The sequence below is a fragment of the Halobacillus faecis genome, assembly GCF_007991335.1.
Lineage (GTDB): Bacteria > Bacillota > Bacilli > Bacillales > Halobacillaceae > Halobacillus > Halobacillus faecis.
This window is the reverse complement of sequence record NZ_BJYD01000023.1, coordinates 132431-151300: the sequence shown is the minus strand read 5'-3', so window position 1 is coordinate 151300 and position 18870 is coordinate 132431. Positions and strand designations below refer to the sequence as shown.

21 protein-coding genes and 1 tRNA gene are annotated in these 18870 nt (G+C 44.7%); 21 read left to right on the top strand and 1 reads right to left on the bottom strand.

From position 1 onward, the window contains the following. Positions 1–134: 134 nt before the first annotated feature. From HFA01_RS12995 to HFA01_RS12910, 18 genes are all read left to right on the top strand, one after another. On the top strand, positions 135–527 hold the full coding sequence (locus HFA01_RS12995) for a MerR family transcriptional regulator (RefSeq protein ID WP_146816885.1): 393 nt from the start codon (positions 135–137) through the stop codon (positions 525–527). Continuing rightward, complete coding sequence (locus HFA01_RS12990; protein WP_146816883.1) at positions 524–2041, top strand: class I adenylate-forming enzyme family protein; 1518 nt, start codon at positions 524–526, stop codon at positions 2039–2041. Before HFA01_RS12995 ends, HFA01_RS12990 begins: the two co-directional genes overlap by 4 nt. 12 nt (positions 2042–2053) lie before the next feature. Next, positions 2054–3715, top strand: coding sequence for an acyl-CoA dehydrogenase family protein (locus tag HFA01_RS12985; protein ID WP_167506233.1), 1662 nt, complete (start codon positions 2054–2056; stop codon positions 3713–3715). A 329-nt stretch (positions 3716–4044) separates the two neighbouring features. Further along, positions 4045–5229, top strand: a complete 1185-nt coding sequence (locus HFA01_RS12980) for an ATP phosphoribosyltransferase regulatory subunit (RefSeq protein WP_146816881.1) — start codon at positions 4045–4047, stop codon at positions 5227–5229. Beyond that, positions 5222–5857: an ATP phosphoribosyltransferase gene (gene hisG, locus HFA01_RS12975; RefSeq protein WP_146816879.1), complete on the top strand. Its 636-nt coding sequence runs from the start codon at positions 5222–5224 to the stop codon at positions 5855–5857. The genes HFA01_RS12980 and hisG overlap by 8 nt, the downstream gene beginning before the upstream one ends. Continuing rightward, positions 5857–7131 (top strand): histidinol dehydrogenase, encoded by a 1275-nt coding sequence (gene hisD / locus HFA01_RS12970; protein WP_146816877.1) that lies wholly within the window; start codon positions 5857–5859, stop codon positions 7129–7131. The genes hisG and hisD overlap by 1 nt, the downstream gene beginning before the upstream one ends. Continuing rightward, a complete protein-coding gene (hisB, locus tag HFA01_RS12965; protein ID WP_146816875.1) occupies positions 7128–7721 on the top strand; it encodes an imidazoleglycerol-phosphate dehydratase HisB in 594 nt (197 codons plus the stop codon). The genes hisD and hisB overlap by 4 nt, the downstream gene beginning before the upstream one ends. Continuing rightward, positions 7721–8350 (top strand): imidazole glycerol phosphate synthase subunit HisH, encoded by a 630-nt coding sequence (gene hisH / locus HFA01_RS12960; protein WP_146816873.1) that lies wholly within the window; start codon positions 7721–7723, stop codon positions 8348–8350. Before hisB ends, hisH begins: the two co-directional genes overlap by 1 nt. Positions 8351–8362: 12 nt before the next feature. Then, positions 8363–9094, top strand: a complete 732-nt coding sequence (hisA, locus tag HFA01_RS12955) for a 1-(5-phosphoribosyl)-5-[(5-phosphoribosylamino)methylideneamino]imidazole-4-carboxamide isomerase (RefSeq protein ID WP_146816871.1) — start codon at positions 8363–8365, stop codon at positions 9092–9094. Then, the gene (hisF, locus tag HFA01_RS12950) at positions 9095–9853 is read left to right on the top strand and encodes an imidazole glycerol phosphate synthase subunit HisF (RefSeq protein ID WP_146816869.1); all 759 of its coding nucleotides are present in this window, start codon (positions 9095–9097) and stop codon (positions 9851–9853) included. It abuts the gene before it with no gap. Continuing rightward, positions 9850–10473 carry a bifunctional phosphoribosyl-AMP cyclohydrolase/phosphoribosyl-ATP diphosphatase HisIE gene (hisIE, locus tag HFA01_RS12945; protein ID WP_146816867.1) on the top strand — a complete coding sequence of 208 codons (624 nt, stop codon included), beginning with the start codon at positions 9850–9852 and terminating at the stop codon, positions 10471–10473. Before hisF ends, hisIE begins: the two co-directional genes overlap by 4 nt. Before the next feature lie 89 nt (positions 10474–10562). After that, a complete protein-coding gene (locus HFA01_RS12940; RefSeq protein WP_146816865.1) occupies positions 10563–11579 on the top strand; it encodes a tetratricopeptide repeat protein in 1017 nt (338 codons plus the stop codon). A gap of 117 nt (positions 11580–11696) precedes the next feature. After that, a complete protein-coding gene (trxB, locus tag HFA01_RS12935) occupies positions 11697–12647 on the top strand; it encodes a thioredoxin-disulfide reductase (protein ID WP_146816863.1) in 951 nt (316 codons plus the stop codon). Between the two features lie 371 nt (positions 12648–13018). Then, complete coding sequence (locus HFA01_RS12930; protein WP_146816861.1) at positions 13019–13486, top strand: 8-oxo-dGTP diphosphatase; 468 nt, start codon at positions 13019–13021, stop codon at positions 13484–13486. A gap of 16 nt (positions 13487–13502) precedes the next feature. Further along, positions 13503–14387, top strand: coding sequence for an RNase adapter RapZ (rapZ, locus tag HFA01_RS12925; protein ID WP_146816859.1), 885 nt, complete (start codon positions 13503–13505; stop codon positions 14385–14387). 3 nt (positions 14388–14390) lie between these two features. Next, positions 14391–15344, top strand: a complete 954-nt coding sequence (gene mgfK, locus HFA01_RS12920) for a gluconeogenesis morphogenetic factor MgfK (RefSeq protein WP_146816857.1) — start codon at positions 14391–14393, stop codon at positions 15342–15344. A 33-nt stretch (positions 15345–15377) separates the two neighbouring features. Beyond that, complete coding sequence (gene whiA, locus HFA01_RS12915) at positions 15378–16334, top strand: DNA-binding protein WhiA (RefSeq protein ID WP_146816855.1); 957 nt, start codon at positions 15378–15380, stop codon at positions 16332–16334. 130 nt (positions 16335–16464) lie between these two features. Continuing rightward, positions 16465–16719 carry an HPr family phosphocarrier protein gene (locus HFA01_RS12910; protein WP_146816853.1) on the top strand — a complete coding sequence of 85 codons (255 nt, stop codon included), beginning with the start codon at positions 16465–16467 and terminating at the stop codon, positions 16717–16719. Between the two features lie 100 nt (positions 16720–16819). Here HFA01_RS12910 and clpP read toward each other — a convergent pair whose 3' ends face one another. Continuing rightward, the gene (clpP, locus tag HFA01_RS12905) at positions 16820–17407 is read right to left on the bottom strand and encodes an ATP-dependent Clp endopeptidase proteolytic subunit ClpP (protein ID WP_146816851.1); all 588 of its coding nucleotides are present in this window, start codon (positions 17405–17407) and stop codon (positions 16820–16822) included. 542 nt (positions 17408–17949) lie between these two features. On the opposite strand from clpP, the gene HFA01_RS12900 reads away from it, so the two are divergent. The 3 genes from HFA01_RS12900 to HFA01_RS12890 all read left to right on the top strand — a co-directional run bounded on the left by HFA01_RS12900 (position 17950) and on the right by HFA01_RS12890 (position 18825). Further along, positions 17950–18025 (top strand) — tRNA-Arg (locus tag HFA01_RS12900). A gap of 257 nt (positions 18026–18282) precedes the next feature. After that, on the top strand, positions 18283–18507 hold the full coding sequence (locus HFA01_RS12895; RefSeq protein ID WP_146816849.1) for a hypothetical protein: 225 nt from the start codon (positions 18283–18285) through the stop codon (positions 18505–18507). Between the two features lie 96 nt (positions 18508–18603). Further along, positions 18604–18825 (top strand): glutaredoxin family protein, encoded by a 222-nt coding sequence (locus HFA01_RS12890; RefSeq protein WP_167506232.1) that lies wholly within the window; start codon positions 18604–18606, stop codon positions 18823–18825. Positions 18826–18870 lie beyond the last annotated feature (45 nt).

Genomic DNA, 18870 nt, shown 5'->3' with positions numbered 1-18870 from the left:
TATACTCTAGGAAGTACCTTTTAGTAAGGTGCTTTTTTTTATAGTTAATTTCCATATTTTTATAGTTGAACTTTACGTTAACGTTAATGGTATAGTTTAATTGTTAGAATTTTCATTCAATGAGAGGGGATCGAATGTCAGGACGTTTATCAATACAACAAGTGGCTGAAAAATTCGATGTGACTCAGCGGACCATTCGATACTATGAAGAACTTGGGCTGATCAGGCCTTCCCGGAGCTCAGGCGGGCACCGCTCCTTTTCTCCGAAGGATCTGACACGCCTTGGGCTTGTTTTTCGTGGGAAAAAGTATGGCTTCCAGCTGGATGAAATCAAAGAAATGATCCATCTTTTCTATCAGGACCCCTCAGGTGTTCGTCAGCTTGAGCGGACGCTTGCCTATGGCAGAGGGAAAATGCAGGAGGTGGACGACCGGATTCGGGAGTTAGAACAGTTAAAAGCGGAAATGGGGCAGTGGCTCGACAAATTTGAAGAAGAATTAAAAGAACGGAGAGGAGATCCCGTATGAATCTTTCTGAATTATTAGCTTACCAGTCTCGCAAATACCCGGAAAAAGAAGGGATTGTTACACCTGAAGAACGTCTGACCTATCAAGAGTGGAACAGTCAGGTCAACCAGTTTGCCAGAGGTTTAATTAGATTAGGGATTCAGGCTGGCGATAAGGTGATCATCCATATGCCGAATACGAAAGAATTTGTCATCAGTTACTTTGCCATCCATCGGCTGGGCGCCATTGTTGTTCCGATTAATGCCCGGTTAGTTCAAAATGAAATTACTTATATTTACGATCACAGTGACGCCGTTGCATTAATTACGCATGAGTTGCTGATCGACCAAGTAAGAGGGCTTGCTGATGAAAGAAAGGGAACATTTATAAAAACAGGGGATGTGGACGGAACCTGGCACTCGTTCTCTGACATCCTTGCAAAAGAAGAACCGCTGGAAATGGTGAATGAAGCGCATGAAGATGAAGAAGCATCGATTTTATATACCTCGGGTACGACAGGGCAGCCGAAAGGGGTTGTCTTTACCCACAAAAACATTTTGACAGTCTCTTCGATGATGGCCGTGGAACTGGAAATGAAACCATCCAGCCGCATGCTTCATATGATGCCATTTAGTCATTCCGCACCATTGCATCTCTTCTTAGCAGGGGGCACGTTCGTTGGCGCGACTCACATCATTGCCCCTACTTTCACTCCCGACTTATTATTAGAACTTGCTTCGATAGAACGGGCGTCACACTTTTTCGGGGCACCTGTCGCTTATTTAATGACAGCGAAGCATCCAAAAGTGAAGGAAACGGATTTGAGCTGGGTGAAATATTGGACCTATGGAGGGGCACCTCTGTCTAAAAAGGAAGTCCAGTTTGTGCGAGAGCAGTTTGAAACAGACAGCCTCTGCTGCTTGTATGGTCTGACGGAGGCAGGGCCAAGCGGGACGTTGCTGCTTCCGCAGGAGCATGATGAAAAAGCTGGCAGTGTAGGAAAGCGTGCGGCGCTTCATTGTGAAGTTCGTATTGTTGATGAAGATGGACAAGAAGTAGGAAATGGTCAAGTGGGCGAAATCGCTCTTAAGGGTGAGGGAATTATGAAAGGCTACTATAAAGATGAGGAAAAAACGATCGCAACCTTCCGGGATGGCTGGCTGCTCACTGGGGATATGGGGGAGAAGGACGAGGATGGCTACCTGTGGGTGATTGATCGGAAAAAAGATATGATCATATCGGGTGGCGTCAACATTTACCCACGTGAAGTAGAAGAACTATTGTTGCAGCATCCACACATTGAAGATGTAGCTGTCGTAGGCGTTCCGCATCCAGATTGGGGCGAGACCGTAAAAGCACATATCGTTCAAACCGGCCAACTGACAGATATGGAAAATGAATGCCGCCGTTTCTTGCAGGAGCACCTGGCGGATTATAAGATTCCGAAACTTTATGAGGAAATGGAAGAGTTGCCGAGGAACGCGACAGGCAAACTGTTGAAGCACCGTTTGCGTGAACAAGCACGTCAAGCATAAGGGGGCGTCAAAGTGAACTTTTATGAGAGCGATGAAAATCTACAAGACCTCTTGAGGCAATCGTGGGAGGATCCTTTTTTCCGATGGGCAGATGAACGTCTCCATTTTTTCGGTGGAAGATGCGCACAGGATATCGATGAACGAGCGGTTCATACGGATCGTGAGGGTCAACCGAAGTTGATTAAATACGACAAAATGGGCAACGATATATCAGAGGTATGGTTGAACCAAGGGTACAAAAAAACAATAGAAGAAACGTATGGCGAAGGAATCGTTGGTTACCTTCATAAGGAAATTCCGGAACTTGGACAAAAAGGTGACTACATGTATTCGTATGCACAAGGCTATCTCCTCTCCCAGGCAGAGCCTGGTTTTTACTGCCCGGTGACGTTAACGATGGCCACAGCGTATTTAATTGATCATTACGCAGACGAATCATTGAAAGCAAAATATCTGCTGCACGTGATATCAACAGGGGATGTGGAGCTTTATGAAGGGGCGACTTTTCTAACGGAACGCCAGGGCGGTTCGGATGTGGGCGCCAATGAAGTGAAAGCCACTAAAGAAGGAGACCATTACACAATCCATGGTGAAAAGTATTTTGCCAGCAATGCCGGTGCTTGTGGTGTAGCTATGGTTCTTGCCCGAACGGAAGGCGCGCCATCAGGGACAAGAGGTCTCAGCTTGTTTCTCGTTCCCTGGCGGAATGAAGCTGGGGACTTAAATGGAATTCAAATACGAAGGTTGAAGGATAAACTGGGCGTCCGTGCTGTTCCCTCTGCTGAGGTCGAATTTACCGGGGCGAAAGCGTTCATGGTTGGAGAGGCGGAGCAGGGTTTCTATTATATGATGGAAGCCTTGAATCTTTCCCGCGTCTGTAATGCAGTCGCTTCTATAGGGATTATGCGACGCTCTTTAACAGAAGCACGCGATTATGCCACTAAAAGAAATGCGTTCGGACATTCATTGATCCAATATCCGATGGTGAAGGATACACTCGTTTCTATGACGGTGAAGCAGGAAGTGGAAACAAGAGCAGTTTTCGACATGATCCAAGCTTTTGAAAAGGTGGCCCGTCAGCCAGAAGAAGCGAAAATAGAAGAACATATCCTCAACCGCGTAAGGATTGCCATCATGAAAAAGGAAACCGCTGAAAAGGCTGTTGAATTCTCACACGAGGCCATCGAGATGCACGGAGGAAATGGATACATTGAAGATTTTGTTACACCAAGACTATTACGTGATGCTCAAGTTTTGACGGTGTGGGAAGGGACGGCGAACATTCTCGGTCTTGAAGTCTTGAAACTTTTTAACAAATATCAAGGTCATGAGTTGTTTGTCCAACATATTCAAGAGCGTTTAGAAGTGGTACAGAATAAAGGGGAAGAGCACAAACTTGTGAAAGACGCGGTGCTGAACTTCACTTCCTATGCAGATGAAGTATTAAAACAGGCAGATGAGGTCCAAACCTTTTACAGCAAAACCCTGGCTGGAAAAATGGCTCTGCTTTATGAAGCTGTTGTTGCTCTGGAGATGATGGAAAAGGGGGCAAGGTTTGAAAAGGTTGGGAAACTGTTCATCCACCAACAGATGCAGACAGAAGTACCGACTGCAGAACCACTGGCTCTTCGTTACGCAGATGAGATCCTCCATTTGAATAAAGCTTTCACCTGACCCAAAGGGCGCACACTTTTGTGCGTCTTTTTTTGTGGTTGCTGGAATATTTAACGTTCTCTAACTCGCTATCAATGTCCCCTACCGGCTGCTTAATGTCCTCCATTTATCCTTCAATGTCCTCGATCGGAAGTTTAACGTCCTCTAACGCCGATTCATTGTCCTCTAACCGAAAAACCTCGACCTCTTCCAGCAGGCCCCGTATTTATGAAACGGTTTCTGCTATGATAAGAAGGGGAACAAAGCTAAGGAGTTTCTTCATTGACGCTCTATCTTTATCATGTTAGCATATTAGCAAGCTAAAGGATTTGAGGAAAGGATGAATTCCATTGGTTAAACGCCTGATGTTTGAAAAACCACTGGGAATGCGGGATACGCTTCCCTTTTTTTATAATCAAAAATCAAAAGCGCGCCAACAATTATCGAATGCGATTCTTTCGTTTGGATATTCGTTCATGGATACGCCGATCATGGAATATCACGAAACGGTAGGAAAAGTAAGTGCAACGCTCGACCAGCAATTATTTAAGCTCTTGGACCAGCAAGGTCACACACTCGTATTAAGACCGGACATGACCGCACCAATTGCCAGAGTGGCTGCTTCTCAGCTCAAAGACGCTGAGTTTCCGCTTCGTCTCGCTTATGAAGGACCGGTATTCCGTGCGCAGCAGACCGAAGGAGGGAAGCCGGCTCAGTTTGAACAGGTCGGAACGGAATTGATTGGTGACCATTCTTCTTATGGAGATGCAGAAGTCATCGCCCTCCTTGTCGAATCACTGAAACAGACCGGGCTTGATGATTTTGTCATCACGGTCGGTCATATTGGCTATGTAAAAGCCTTTTTCACAGATTTACTTGGTGATGATGAAGATACGATTGAATATCTCTTGAGTTACTTATATCGCAAAAATTATGTCGGGTACCGGGAAGCAGTGAAGGAATTATCTGCTCCAGAGGATAAAAAAGATGCCCTCCTTCAGCTGCTCGCTTTGAAAGGCGGCGAAGAAATCTTCGAAAGCAGCCGTTCACTTGCCAGGAATCAAGCTTGCATGCAGGCTGTGAATGAATTGAAGCAATTATATCGGCTTCTTCAACAGTATGAGGTAGAAAAATATATTCACTTTGATTTGAACTTGATCAGCCACATGGACTATTACACCGGGATTTTGTTCGAAGGTTATGCGCCAAATCTTGGAGCCCTTCTTTGTAACGGAGGGCGCTATGATACGTTGCTGCCTTCCTTCCAGCTAAGTGCATCAGCCACTGGTTTTGCCGTCCACCTGGAACGTCTAGTAGAAGCATTGAACGAACAAGAGTCTGATGATGGGCGAATTGGTGTCATCGTCGACGATGATAGTTACGGACAAGGGATGAAGGAAGCGAAACGCTACCGTGAGGATGGGCAGGCGGTCCTTTTACAACACGTGGACCAAATCCCGGACTTGGCAGCATTCAAAGCAGAATTATCAGAAACGATTGATTTGACAAAAGGTGGAGGTGAGCGTGATGAGTAAGCCGTTGACCATTGCCATGCCGAAGGGGCGTATTTACGAAGAAGCGGCGGAACTAATGAAAAGAGCGGGCTATGAGCTTGAAGCGGACATGGATGAGTCTAGAAAATTGATCTTGGAATTTCCGGAACAGAACATCCGCGTCATGATGGCCAAACCGATGGATGTTGTCACTTATGTAGAATATGGAGCAGCAGATATCGGGATTGCAGGCAAAGACGTCCTGCTTGAGCAGGACCGTGATGTTTATGAAGTGCTCGATTTAAAAATAAGCCCATGCTATGTGGCTGTTGCGGGGCTGCCTGATCAGCCTCTGAGCAGGATTGCACCGAAAATCGCTACGAAGTATCCGAAAGTTGCCTCTGACTATTTCCGCGAGCAGGGCGAACAGATTGAAATCATTCCATTGAATGGATCGATTGAACTTGCACCATTGATTGGATTGGCAGATCGGATTGTCGATATCGTATCGACAGGCCGCACGTTAAAAGAAAACGGACTGGTAGAGTATGAGAAAATCACAGAGATTACTTCCCGTTTAATTGTGAACCCGGTCAGTTACCGTGTGAAGAGCAACGAGATTGAGGAAATGGTGAGTAAACTGAGTGAAGTGATGGAAGGGGAGCGCTGATGAAGATCATTAATAAATCTGATTTGAAGTCATTGAAGCGTTCCGTCGATCAAGGAACGGAAGAGCAGCGAATGGCTGTACAGGAAATCATTGCTCAGGTGAAGAATCGCGGAGATGAAGCAGTCAGAGAATATACCGAGCGTTTTGACCGAGCGACCTTGAAATCCTTCAAAGTTTCAAAAGAAGAGTTTGAACTAGCGTATGCTTCCCTCGATGGAGAGTACGTCCAAATCTTACAGGAGGCAGCGGAGAACATCCGTACTTTTCACGAAAAACAGAAGACTACTTCCTGGTTTGACAGTTCAGAAGACGGGACGCTTTTAGGTCAAAAAATCACGCCGATCGATGCAGCAGGGGTATACGTGCCTGGTGGAACGGCCGCTTATCCTTCTTCTGTCTTCATGAATGTGATTCCAGCACAAGTAGCGGGCGTGGAACGGGTCGTCATGGTGACCCCTCCCGGCCAGGATGGAAAAGTACCCGAGGGTGTCCTTCTTGCTGCTCATATTCTAGGGGTGGAAGATGTGTTCAAAGTAGGCGGTGCACAGGCGATTGCCGCTCTCGCTTATGGAACAGAAACAATCCCTTCTGTTGATAAAATTACAGGGCCAGGAAATGTCTTTGTCGCTCTAGCAAAGCGTGAAGTATTCGGGGATGTAGATATCGATATGATTGCTGGGCCAAGTGAGATTGCCGTTCTTGCTGATGAAACCGCGCGTGCCGAAGAAATCGCTGCCGATCTTCTTTCTCAAGCGGAACACGATGCCCGCTCATCAAGCGTACTTGTGACAACGAGTGAGACGCTTGCGAAGGCTGTGGAGAAAGAAGTGCAGGTACAGCTGGATTCTTTACCTCGTGCTGATATCGCAAGAAAGAGCGTGGAAGACTATGGAATGATCGTCCTTTGCAAAACATGGGCAGAAGCGGTCGACACCATCAATGAAATAGCACCCGAACATCTGGAAATTGTGACGGAAGATCCTTTTCAGGAGCTGGGAAAGATCAAGCACGCAGGAGCGATTTTCCTAGGACCGTACAGTAGTGAGCCTGTCGGGGACTATTTTGCCGGACCCAATCACGTTCTTCCAACGAATGGGACCGCGCGTTTCTCAAGTCCTCTCAACGTTGACGACTTTGTGAAAAAGTCGAGTGTCATTTCTTATAGCAGACAGGCGCTTGAGACGAATGTAGATAAGATTGCCCGATTTGCCCGGTTGGAAGGGTTGGAAGCCCACGCACGCGCAGTAGAGACACGTAAGGAGCGGTGGAAATGACAGAAACGAGAACAGCAAGAATTGAACGCAAAACGAGAGAAACAGATATACAACTTGAACTTGGAGTTGATGGTGGAGGAAAAGCGGACTTGGATGTCCAGGTTCCTTTTCTTTCTCACATGCTGGAATTGTTCACAAAACACGGCCTCTTTGATTTAACGGTCGTCGGACGGGGTGATGTGGAAGTGGATGATCATCACTTAACGGAAGATATCGGGATTTGTCTTGGGCAGGCGTTACGGGAAGCGGTCGGGGATAAATACGGCATGAAACGTTATGGGTCGATGACTCTACCGATGGATGAGACGCTTGTCACGGTAGCGGTTGATTTGAGTGACCGTCCACACCTGGAGTGGCGCGCTGAGCTTCCAAAAGATCGTGTGGGTACATTTGATACGGAAAATGTCCATGAATTTTTCTGGAAACTTGCTGTAGAAGCACGGATGAACCTACATATCGTCTTACATCATGGGTATAACACCCATCATATTATTGAGGCGATGTTCAAAGCCTTTGCACGTGCTTTGGATGAAGCGACTCAAATCGACCCACGTGTCAAAGGAGTTCCGAGTACGAAAGGAAGTTTATAATGATAGGCATCATCGATTATGGAATGGGAAATTTATTCAGTGTTTCAAAAGCGCTTGAACGACTTGGCGTGGACTATACAATCGGGGACCGGCCACAGGCATTGGGAGGCTGTGATGGCTACATCCTTCCTGGGGTGGGCGCATTTCCGGATGCGATGAGAGCACTTAAAGAACATGGATTCATAGATTTTATAAAAGATAAAGTGGCTGAAGGTACACCGGTCTACGGCATATGTCTAGGGATGCAGCTGTTATTCGAGAGCAGTGAAGAAGGCGGACTTACAGAAGGGTTAGGGTTGTTCCCTGGCACCATTTCCCGCTTCCCGGGGATTGATGAACAAGGGCGTTCGTACAAGGTCCCGCACATGGGGTGGAACCAGCTTGAGATCCATCAGCCGGATAAACCTCTGATGACAGACGTAAACGAAGACCATGTCTATTTCGTTCACTCTTTTGTTGTAAAGACGAATGATCCCTCTATCCTTTTTGCGACTTCTGACTACCATATGCAAGTTCCTGCAATCATTGGAAAAGAAAACCTTGTAGCCAGCCAGTTCCACCCAGAAAAAAGTGGGACAGCCGGCATGCAGTTATTAGAGAATTTTTGTAAAGTAATGTGCAAACAGTGAGGAGTTTTAACGATGAGCTTTACGATTTATCCAGCGATTGATATGCGTGACGGAAAATGTGTGCGTCTAGAACAAGGTGATTTTGAAAAAGAAACCGTCTATGGGGAGAATCCCTTTGAAGTGGCAAAGGAATTTGCTGCAGCAGGAGCTTCATGGATCCATATGGTCGATCTTGACGGAGCAAAGGAAGGTTCGAAGCAAAATGCGGAGCATGTGTTGCGGGTGGCGAAGGAATTGGACTGCCGTGTACAGATCGGCGGAGGGATCCGCTCTGAAGAAGATGTCCGCTTTTACTTGGATGAGGGCGTCGATCGCGTCATCATCGGTTCCCTTGCTGTTCGCGATGTGGAAACAACCAAACAGTTCCTTTCAAAGTATGGAGAACGGATTGCGATCGGTCTGGATGCGCGTGACGGCTTTGTTTCGACTGCCGGATGGCTGGAACAATCGGAAGTGAAGGCTGTGGATTTAGGGAAGGACCTGGCATCAGCGGGAGCGAAAACGTTCATTTATACGGATATTGCGAAAGACGGTATGCTTTCAGGTCCGAATACGAAGGAAATCGTCCGTTTGGCTGAAGAAACAGGTGTGGATGTGATAGCATCTGGAGGTATTAAAGGCCTGGATGACCTTGTTGAACTGAAAGAATATAAGGATCGGAATGTCATTGGTTCGATTGTAGGAAAAGCCTTGTACACGAACCAATTCACCTTAAAAGAAGCGCTTGCTGTGGAGGTGGACTGAATGCTCTCCAAACGAATTATTCCCTGCCTGGATGTGAAAGAAGGACGTGTCGTTAAAGGCATACAGTTCGTTGATATCCGCGATGCCGGTGATCCTGTTGAACTTGCGAAGGTGTACGACGAACAAGGAGCGGACGAGCTTGTGTTTCTCGATATCTCCGCCAGTCATGAAGGGAAGAAAACGATGATTGATGTCGTTCGGTCTGTTGCTTCAGAGCTTGCCATTCCTTTTACAGTCGGAGGCGGCATTAGGACGCTTGAGGACATTAAAGAAACCCTCCGAAATGGAGCAGATAAAGTATCCCTAAACTCATCCGCTGTGAAAAGGCCTGCTTTGATCACAGAAGGTGCGGATTACTTCGGAAGTCAGTGCATCGTTGTGGCGATTGATGCGAAGTATGATGAAGAGGCAGCGAACTGGCGTGTTTATACGCATGGGGGGCGGACACCGACCGATTGGCTCGTGACGGATTGGGCGAGGGAAGCGGTCAAGCTTGGAGCGGGAGAAATTCTGCTCACCTCCATGAATAAAGACGGTGAAAAATCCGGTTTTGACCTGCCTTTATTAGAGGCCGTTCAGGAAGTTGTCAATGTTCCTGTCATCGCCTCCGGAGGTGCAGGGTCCAGTGAACACTTTTATGATGTATTTACTGAAGTTGAAGCAGATGCCGCGCTCGCAGCATCCATATTTCATTATAAAGAAACGTCTGTACAAAACGTGAAAGCGTATTTGAAGGAAAAAGGAGTGCCTGTCCGATGAATCTAGATGAAATCCAATACGATGCCCAAGGTCTCGTTCCAGCGATTGTGCAAGATGCCAAGTCGAAAGCTGTCCTGACCTTGGCCTACATGAATGAAGAATCTTTGAAAAAAACGTTGGAGATCGGTGAAACGGTATTCTACAGCCGCTCCCGCCAAGAGTTGTGGCACAAAGGGGAAACCTCTGGTAACACACAGGAAGTAAGAAGCATCCATTACGATTGCGACCAGGATGCCTTACTCGTTCAAGTGGTCCCCTCAGGTCCAGCTTGCCATAAAGGAGATTATAGCTGTTTTTCGGAAGAACTGACAGAATCGGAAACGAAACTGAAAGAAAATCGCTATCAAATTCTAGATGAGCTCCAAACTGTACTGGCTGACCGAAAAGCAACTCTTCCTGAAGGATCTTACACATCCACTTTGTTTCAGGAAGGTGTGGACAGGATTGCGAAGAAAATCGGTGAGGAAGCAGGGGAAGTCATCATCGCTGCAAAAAATGATGATCCAGAAGAAATTGCTTTGGAATCTGCGGACCTTTTATTCCACCTCTTATTAATCCTTACTGATCGTCAGGTTCCACTGGACGATGTATTGGATGTTTTGGAAAAACGTCATTCTTAAATGGATTACATTTTTCTCCTATTTCTCTGTGAGCATTTATGTTATACTGCATAATTAGTGAGATTTGAAACGGAAATAGGGGGACAGTCATGACGACAACACTTAAAGGAACTACAGCACAACAGGATACGAACATTATCCCATTTGTACCAACGGGGTCTTTTTACTTTTCCCATGGGATACAAGCTTTTCAAAAGCGTCGTTTCAGTGCTGCTGTCAAGTGGCTGAAAAAGGCGATTGAAGCTTCTCCCGATGAACCATTATATCCATGCCAACTTTCTGTCGTTTATACGGAAGTTGGCTCTTATCATGCCGCAAATCAGGTACTGACCGAGGTATTGGCTGAACATGGTAAAGAATACGTCGATTGTTACTATCTGATGGCCAATAATTACGCTCACCTCGGTCTTCTTAATGATGCAAAAAAATATGTGGACACCTATTTAGAACAACCCGGTGACAGCGAATTTGAAGAAGCGGCAAAGCAACTGAGAGATATGCTGGATTCTTTAGAGGAAGAAGATGAAGATGATGATTGGGCCTTTGAAGATGAAGATGAGTTGATCATCTATCAGGAAACAGCATTTTATCATCTGGAGCACGAAGAGTGGGAAGAAGCTCTAAGTGTCCTTGATGAAATGATGGAGCTTTTCCCTGACTTCAAAATCGCTAAACATCGATATGCCTACGCTTTATTTATGAATGGGGAACGTGACGAAGCCATTCAGTTTGAAAAAGAAACCCTGGGGAAAGAACCGGCGAATATCCATTGTGACGTGAATTTGGCTACCTTTTATTTGAAGCAGGGAATGACGCAAGAAGCGTCTTTTCACATTGAGCGACTCCGCAATGTATTTCCTATGCATGAACAGCAAAAACTAGCTGTAGCTGAAACTCTGGCGAGAGCAGGGTATTACCAGGAAGCGGTCGAACGGTTCAGGTCGCTTCGTAATAAACAGGTCACCAGGCGCAGAGTTTACTACAAATGGTACAGTATCTCTCTTTACCATACAGGTTATCCATCCAAAGCGTTGCAGCTATGGGAGAAAGGCTGCAAACAGTTCCCGAAAATGGGGAAAGAAGGCGGACCCTGGGAACAGGAATAGGTGAACATGCATTTCTCTCATACGTAAGCACATTAATGGACGGTTTTCGTATGATTTACTATGATATGTACAGGAATCGCAACTGAGATTACTCGGATTCATAAGGAGTGAAGATTGATGAGTGAAGATCGTATTTATGATGTTATTATCGCCGGGGCAGGTCCTGCTGGTATGACAGCCGCTGTTTATACCTCCCGTGCCAACCTGGATACGCTTATGATTGAGCGTGGAATTCCAGGAGGTCAAATGGCGAATACAGAAGACGTTGAGAACTACCCAGGCTTTGAAAGTATCCTTGGACCAGACTTATCCAACAAAATGTTCGACCACGCAAAAAAATTCGGTGCCGAATATGCGTATGGCGACATCAAAGAAGTGGTAGATGGCAAGGAGTACAAGACGGTCAAAGCCGGTAATAAAGAATACAAAGCACGTGCGGTTATTGTAACGACAGGTGCTCAATATAAAGAACTTGGTGTGCAAGGTGAAAAAGAACTCGGAGGCCGCGGTGTTTCTTACTGCGCGGTATGTGACGGTGCATTCTTCCGTGATAAAGAACTAGTCGTTGTAGGTGGAGGAGACTCTGCAGTTGAAGAAGGTGTCTACCTTACCCGCTTCGCAAGCAAAGTGACGATCGTTCACCGTCGCGATGAATTACGCGCACAGAAGATTCTACAAGATCGCGCGTTCGATAACGACAAGATCGATTTCATCTGGGATACCGTCGTCAAAACCATCAATGAAAAAGATGGAAAAGTGGGAAGCGTCACGCTTCACAATAAGAAAACAGGTGAAGAATACGACTTCGATACCAATGGTACGTTCATCTATATCGGAATGATTCCATTGTCCAAACCATTCGAAAGCTTAGGCATCACGAATGAACAAGGATATATCGAAACAGACGAAAACATGGAAACGAAAGTACCGGGCGTTTTTGCAGCCGGGGATATCCGTGAAAAAGAATTGCGTCAAATTGTAACAGCAACTGGTGATGGAAGCATTGCCGCACAATCTGCCCAGCACTATATTGAAAATCTTTTAGAGGAATTGAAGGTCGTCAATTAAAAAGAAACACCATTTTAACTCGTGTGTAACACCGATGAAATATTTTCCTGTTACGATGGAAATGATTAATTGACCCCCTTTTAATAGATTAATCTCTATGAGGCACAGGTGCTCGTCATCTGTGTCTTTTTTTTGTTTAACAAATGCACTTATTGGAATGCCCATACTTTTAATTAATAGATACACTTTTAACTTTTTAGCAAAGGGTTCGTTTCATTCATTTCAAACATAAGCAACGAAACCATTTTCCGAATCCGTTAAAGGAAATAGTTTTCAAACCAGGCTGTGGAACATAATATTGTAGCAACCTGTGTATTCATTGTATAATGGGTGGAGATGCCCTCTAGAAAGAAAATGAGGTGACCATAACGATGCAGCGTGTAGCGAATTGTATTTTGAAAGTTAATGATTCCGTATTGATGTTAAAAAAACCACGCAGAGGCTGGTATGTTGCTCCGGGCGGAAAGATGGAAGCTGGAGAGAATATCAAAGATTCCGTTGTCCGGGAATTTAAAGAAGAAACGGGACTTTCCATTGAAAATCCAGAGCTTCGTGGTTCCTTTACATTCGTCATGCGGGAAGAAGAGAAAACCGCTCAAGAGTGGATGATGTTTACTTTTTACAGTACGAGCTATTCAGGGACCTTGCTTGATGAAAGTGAAGAAGGTGAACTGGAATGGGTTCCGGTTGATGAAGTTCTTCAAAAACCGATGGCAGAGGGAGATCGGAGGATTTTCAAGCACATCTTAAGTAGTGAAGAGCAAGTATATGGAACATTTGTATATACGACGGACTTCCGCTTGATCGATCAAGATTTGGATCCGTCACGACCTGACTAATGGGGAGCGATGAAAGATGCCAGTAAATGCCAGCGATACTCAGTTAGTAATCATCACAGGGATGTCAGGGGCAGGGAAAACCGTAGCTGTTCAGAGCTTTGAAGATCTCGGTTTTTTTTGTGTCGATAATTTACCACCGGCCCTGCTTCCGAAATTCCTTGAACTGATGAAAGATTCCAGCAACAATATCCAAAACGTGGCTTTAGTGATGGATTTACGTGGACGAGAATTTTTCGATGCGCTGTTTGATTCTCTTGACCGTCTTGGAAAAGAGGAGTGGTTGCAAGAACATATTCTTTTCCTTGATGCAGAAGATCAGGCGCTTGTTTCCCGCTATAAAGAAACACGAAGATCTCATCCCCTTGCTAAAGAAGGACTGCCGCTTGAAGGTATTCGAAGAGAGAGAAAAATGCTGGATGAACTGAGAGGACGTTCGCAGACGATCATAGATACGACATCACTGAAGCCGAAAGAACTCCGGGAGCGGATTATTGAAAAGTACCGCCAGCAGGAACAGCAGGTGTTTTCTATACAGATGGTTTCCTTCGGATTCAAATACGGTGTTCCCATTGACGCAGACTTAATGTTTGATGTGCGTTTCCTGCCGAATCCACACTATGTGGAACATATGCGTCCATTAACAGGGTTGAATACAGAAGTATCTTCCTATGTTTTTAAATGGACAGATACACAGAAGTTCCTTGAAAAGCTGAAGGATTTGCTCCATTTCATGCTTCCACAATACAAACGTGAAGGCAAAAGCCAGCTTGTTGTTGCTGTCGGGTGTACAGGTGGCCAACATCGATCCGTCGCACTTGCTGAGCATTTATCGGAATACTTCTCTACAGATTTCGTGACCCATGTCACGCACAGAGATATTGATAAAAGAAAGGGTTTGTAACGGATGGACCATAAAACCAAGCCGCGTGTCGTTGTAGTAGGTGGCGGGACCGGGATGCCTGTGCTGTTGCGCGGGTTAAAAAACTTACCAATCGATCTTTCTGCCATTGTCACGGTTGCTGATGATGGTGGAAGTTCCGGCCGTTTACGCAACGAGATGGCTATTCCTGCTCCAGGAGATATCCGGAATGTAGTGGCTGCCTTATCGGATGCAGAGCCAATGCTCCTTGAACTTTTTCAACACCGGTTCGCAGTGGGGAACGGCCTCTCCGGTCATTCTATGGGAAATCTTCTGCTGGCTGCGATGGCATCCATGACGGGGGACTTTTATAAAGGAATTAAAGAAATCTCCAGAGTCCTGAATGTGCGCGGTCATATTTATCCGATTGCAAACCATTCCATGAACCTCCATGCGGAGATGGAGGATGGAACAGTGGTTACTGGTGAATCGAGTATTCCGAAGCAGAACAAGAAAATAAAAAGGGTGTACGTAAGTCCTACGCCCGTTCAGCCTTTGCCTGAAGCCGTGGATGCAATTAAGTCTGCAGATTTAATTGTCATCTCTCCTGGAAGTCTTTACACGAGTATATTACCGAACATCATCATTCCGGAAATCGGTCAGGCGTTGAAAGATACAAAAGCGACGGTCACTTATATATGCAACGTGATGACACAGCAGGGGGAAACTTCCGGTTATACGGCTGCTGATCATATCCAGGCATTATTTGATCATATTGGTGAAGGTGTGTTACAGTCAGTGATTGTGCATAACCAACCAATCGATCAAGGGTTACGGGCTGCTTATGCGGAAGAAAACGCGGAGCCCGTCGTGTACGATATAGAAAGAATTAAATCCATGGGATTGAAAGTCATAGAAGAAGATATCATCGACCATAGCAAGCCTATGTTACGTCATGACACAGAAAAATTAGCAAAGTTATTGCACTCCATGCTTTAGGTGTTGCGTGGTAGGTAGAAGGGGGTGTACATCATGTCATTTGCATCAGAGATCAAAAAAGAATTAACGAACGTAGAAGCCGATCCTTGCTGTATGGAATCGGAACTAGCTGCCCTTGTCCGAATGAACGGTACCTTTTCCCTTTCCAATCGTGAATATATTCTCGATGTACAAACAGAGAATGCAGCGATTGCCAGAAGGATCTACACGTTAATCAAAAAGCTATATCCCTATCCAGTTGAACTGCTTGTTCGGAAGAAAATGAGATTGAAGAAGAACAACGTTTATATTGTCAGGATGTCGGAAAAAGCAAATGTTGTACTTGAAGATCTTGAAATCCTGAAAGGTCCTCTGTCCATTAATCCAGACATCCCTCAAAAGTATTTGAACGATACGTGTTGTAAAAGGGCTTATTTAAGAGGAGCATTTCTTGCAGGCGGCTCGGTCAACAACCCGGAAACCTCTTCTTATCATCTTGAAATTTATTCATCTGATGAGGAACACAACGAGGCGTTGTGTAAGCTTATGAATAGTTTTGGGTTGCACGCGAGGACGCTCAGTCGTAAAAAAGGATACATCACTTACTTGAAAGAAGCCGATAAAATCACAGAGCTCATCAGCAATATTGGAGCCCACCAGGCTCTTTTCAAGTTTGAAGATGTAAGAATCGTCCGGGATATGAGAAATTCCGTCAATCGTCTCGTCAACTGTGAGACAGCGAATTTGAATAAGACGATCGGTGCAGCTTTCCGCCAAGTGGAGAACATAAAATTCATTAAACGGACCGTAGGCTTAGAAGCCCTGCCAGATAAACTGCAGGAGATTGCATCTTTAAGACTACAGCATCAGGAAGTTTCTTTGAAAGAGCTTGGGGAGTATGTTTCTGGAGGGTCGATTAGTAAATCAGGCATCAATCATCGCCTGCGTAAAATCGACGAGTTCGCCGACAAAGTTAGAAAAGGTGAAGTCACAGAAAACACAAGAAATTAATGTTTCCTTAACAAATTCATGCTATAATGAAATACAATTATAAACGCTTTCTATAAGAGAGCGTTCTTTTTTCTAAGTATTGAATCCGCTTACAAAGAAGTTGGAATATAGAATGAGAGGAGAATGACAGGTGATTGAAAGGACGATAACGATTGAGCTTGAGACGGGGTTACAGGCAAGGCCAGCAGCACAATTCGTACAAGAAGCGAACAAGTTTACCGCAGATGTTTTTATCGAAAAAGGTGAGAAACGTGTAAATGCTAAGAGTATTATGGGGTTAATGAGTCTAGCTGTTGGAACAGATGAAGAAATTAAATTGATTGCAGACGGATCAGATGAAGAAGAAGCGGTTCAGGTACTTACAGACTTCGTAAAAAATGACTAATCTGTATTTATGTGAAAAAATGAACGTTCTCCAATAAGGGAACGTTTTCATACAATACAAAAAAATCCGCTGTGTCATCACAGCGGATTTTGTGTTTGGCTTATTTGTCGTTTTTCTCCATAACTTTATCGATCAAGCCGTAGTCAACAGCTTCATAGGCAGACATGAAGTTATCACGATCCGTGTCGCGCTCAATGACTTCCATTGGCTGTCCAGTACGTTCAGCAAGAATCTTGTTCAGCTTCTCACGCATCTTGATAATACGCTTGGCGTGAATTTCGATATCTGATGCCTGGCCTTGTGTTCCTCCAAGTGGTTGGTGAATCATAACTTCACTGTTAGGCAGGGCATAACGTTTACCCGGTTCACCTGCGTTTAGTAGGAATGCACCCATAGATGCAGCCATACCTGTGCAGATTGTAGATACGTTTGGTTTGATGAACTGCATGGTATCATAAATCGCCATACCTGCTGTAATCGATCCACCAGGAGAGTTGATGTATAGGGAAATATCTTTCTCTGGATCGTCAGCGGCTAGGAAAAGCAACTGTGCAACAACAGAGTTTGAGATGTTATCGTCAATCGGGCTTCCCAGCATGATGATGCGGTCTTTAAGTAAGCGGGAATAAATATCATAGGCACGTTCTCCGCGGTTTGTTTGTTCAATAACTGTAGGGACTAAATTCATTTGAAAATCCTCCTTAACATCAAATTATTAATGATGGAATACATTCATCATACCTATAAGGTCAGTGAAGGTCAAACAAAAACAATCGACCTTTTTTCCTTTATTTCAGCAAGAAATGTTCGCCTTTTAAGTATGAAAAACGGTTATTCTTATTCGTTCTATGTGATGTGTTCCAATTCCTTCTACCATCATACCCTAAATTTACCTATATAAACGTCCAAGCCTATAATTAAACGACGTGGTAGGAGACTAAGAAAATGGTTATCTAGATGATTGAAAGAATTTTGGATCTTAGGGGAAGGGCTCGCTTGTGAGGGAACTGGCAAGCCTCCTCCGGCTACGCCTTACGAGGTTATGTCTGGATCCTTTTCCCGCTGCAGTCTCCCCCTTCCTAACACCCCTGCCAAATGAGTTGCTCGAAAAAGGATCTCCCTCTCTAATAGTGACTGGGGGGACATTACGCCAAAGCTTTTTGGAAGAACGAAAAAATGGGTTGCGTTTTTTGGGGATTCTCCTTATAATATTAAATGCATGTCGCTTTTGCGCCCGTAGCTCAGTTGGATAGAGCGGTAGATTCCGGTTCTACGTCAGTCGGGGGTTCGAATCCTCTCGGGCGCGCTAACCAGGAGGACCTTCCTTAGATGTAAGGAAGGTCCTTTTTTTACAGAAATATCATTATGCTAATATATAAAACCCTTAAATTTCTTGCGGTTACACTCATGTTATTTAAATAATGCTTAAACATAATTCTCACATAAATTATACGAACATTTATTTGGTTTTATTATCGCGATGTAGTTTATTTAGCACTCTTTCTATGTTACTATTGAATAAATAAAGTCAGATTTTTCGCTTTATTTAGAAGAGGGGTATTTATGACAAACCTAATCCGTTACAAAATGTTGTCGACTGAAGAAGTTTCTGAAGACAGGCGGATTCACTTGTTCGATATGCAAGAACAGCAAAAGTTATCCTTCAACTATCAATCATTGAAGCGAACACCTGAAAAGTATGTAGGTGAAGAGTTAGCTCATTTCCTGGATAAACGTAAGTTGAAAATCGATAATGGTTTTTATGATAAAAAAGGACATGCTTCCTGAAGCGTGTCTTTTTTTAGTTCGATTTTATGCTTTCGTGATGGATGAGTCAGGTTTCTGTTTGGTATGATGGAAATGGTCGATCAGGGAGGTTTGCGTATGTCTGAAGTGATATTATATGTAAAAGATAACTGTGGGTTATGTGAAGAAGTTAAGGATTTGTTGTCTTTGTTTGAGGTCCAAGTAGTATTGGTCGACATTGAAAGTGATCCTGCCTTGCTTGAAAAGTATATGCTGGAGATCCCGGTATTGAAAATCGGTGAGGAAGAGTTGGATTATCGTAAAATTGATTACTTCGAACTAATGAAGCGTTTACAATAAAAAACGTCTAGGTTTTCGCTTGCACGTGGACTACCCCCCCTGTTA

What these genes read in the sequence shown, in the direction of transcription:
- HFA01_RS12995 (WP_146816885.1), top strand. Translation starts at nt 135, where the DNA reads ATGTCAGGACGTTTATCAATACAACAAGTGGCTGAAAAATTCGATGTG.
- HFA01_RS12990 (WP_146816883.1), top strand. Translation starts at nt 524, where the DNA reads ATGAATCTTTCTGAATTATTAGCTTACCAGTCTCGCAAATACCCGGAA.
- hisG (WP_146816879.1), top strand. Translation starts at nt 5,222, where the DNA reads ATGAGTAAGCCGTTGACCATTGCCATGCCGAAGGGGCGTATTTACGAA.
- hisD (WP_146816877.1), top strand. Translation starts at nt 5,857, where the DNA reads ATGAAGATCATTAATAAATCTGATTTGAAGTCATTGAAGCGTTCCGTC.
- hisB (WP_146816875.1), top strand. Translation starts at nt 7,128, where the DNA reads ATGACAGAAACGAGAACAGCAAGAATTGAACGCAAAACGAGAGAAACA.
- hisH (WP_146816873.1), top strand. Translation starts at nt 7,721, where the DNA reads ATGATAGGCATCATCGATTATGGAATGGGAAATTTATTCAGTGTTTCA.
- hisA (WP_146816871.1), top strand. Translation starts at nt 8,363, where the DNA reads ATGAGCTTTACGATTTATCCAGCGATTGATATGCGTGACGGAAAATGT.
- hisF (WP_146816869.1), top strand. Translation starts at nt 9,095, where the DNA reads ATGCTCTCCAAACGAATTATTCCCTGCCTGGATGTGAAAGAAGGACGT.
- hisIE (WP_146816867.1), top strand. Translation starts at nt 9,850, where the DNA reads ATGAATCTAGATGAAATCCAATACGATGCCCAAGGTCTCGTTCCAGCG.
- HFA01_RS12940 (WP_146816865.1), top strand. Translation starts at nt 10,563, where the DNA reads ATGACGACAACACTTAAAGGAACTACAGCACAACAGGATACGAACATT.
- trxB (WP_146816863.1), top strand. Translation starts at nt 11,697, where the DNA reads ATGAGTGAAGATCGTATTTATGATGTTATTATCGCCGGGGCAGGTCCT.
- HFA01_RS12930 (WP_146816861.1), top strand. Translation starts at nt 13,019, where the DNA reads ATGCAGCGTGTAGCGAATTGTATTTTGAAAGTTAATGATTCCGTATTG.
- rapZ (WP_146816859.1), top strand. Translation starts at nt 13,503, where the DNA reads ATGCCAGTAAATGCCAGCGATACTCAGTTAGTAATCATCACAGGGATG.
- mgfK (WP_146816857.1), top strand. Translation starts at nt 14,391, where the DNA reads ATGGACCATAAAACCAAGCCGCGTGTCGTTGTAGTAGGTGGCGGGACC.
- whiA (WP_146816855.1), top strand. Translation starts at nt 15,378, where the DNA reads ATGTCATTTGCATCAGAGATCAAAAAAGAATTAACGAACGTAGAAGCC.
- clpP (WP_146816851.1), bottom strand. Translation starts at nt 17,407, where the DNA reads ATGAATTTAGTCCCTACAGTTATTGAACAAACAAACCGCGGAGAACGT.
- HFA01_RS12895 (WP_146816849.1), top strand. Translation starts at nt 18,283, where the DNA reads ATGACAAACCTAATCCGTTACAAAATGTTGTCGACTGAAGAAGTTTCT.
- HFA01_RS12890 (WP_167506232.1), top strand. Translation starts at nt 18,604, where the DNA reads ATGTCTGAAGTGATATTATATGTAAAAGATAACTGTGGGTTATGTGAA.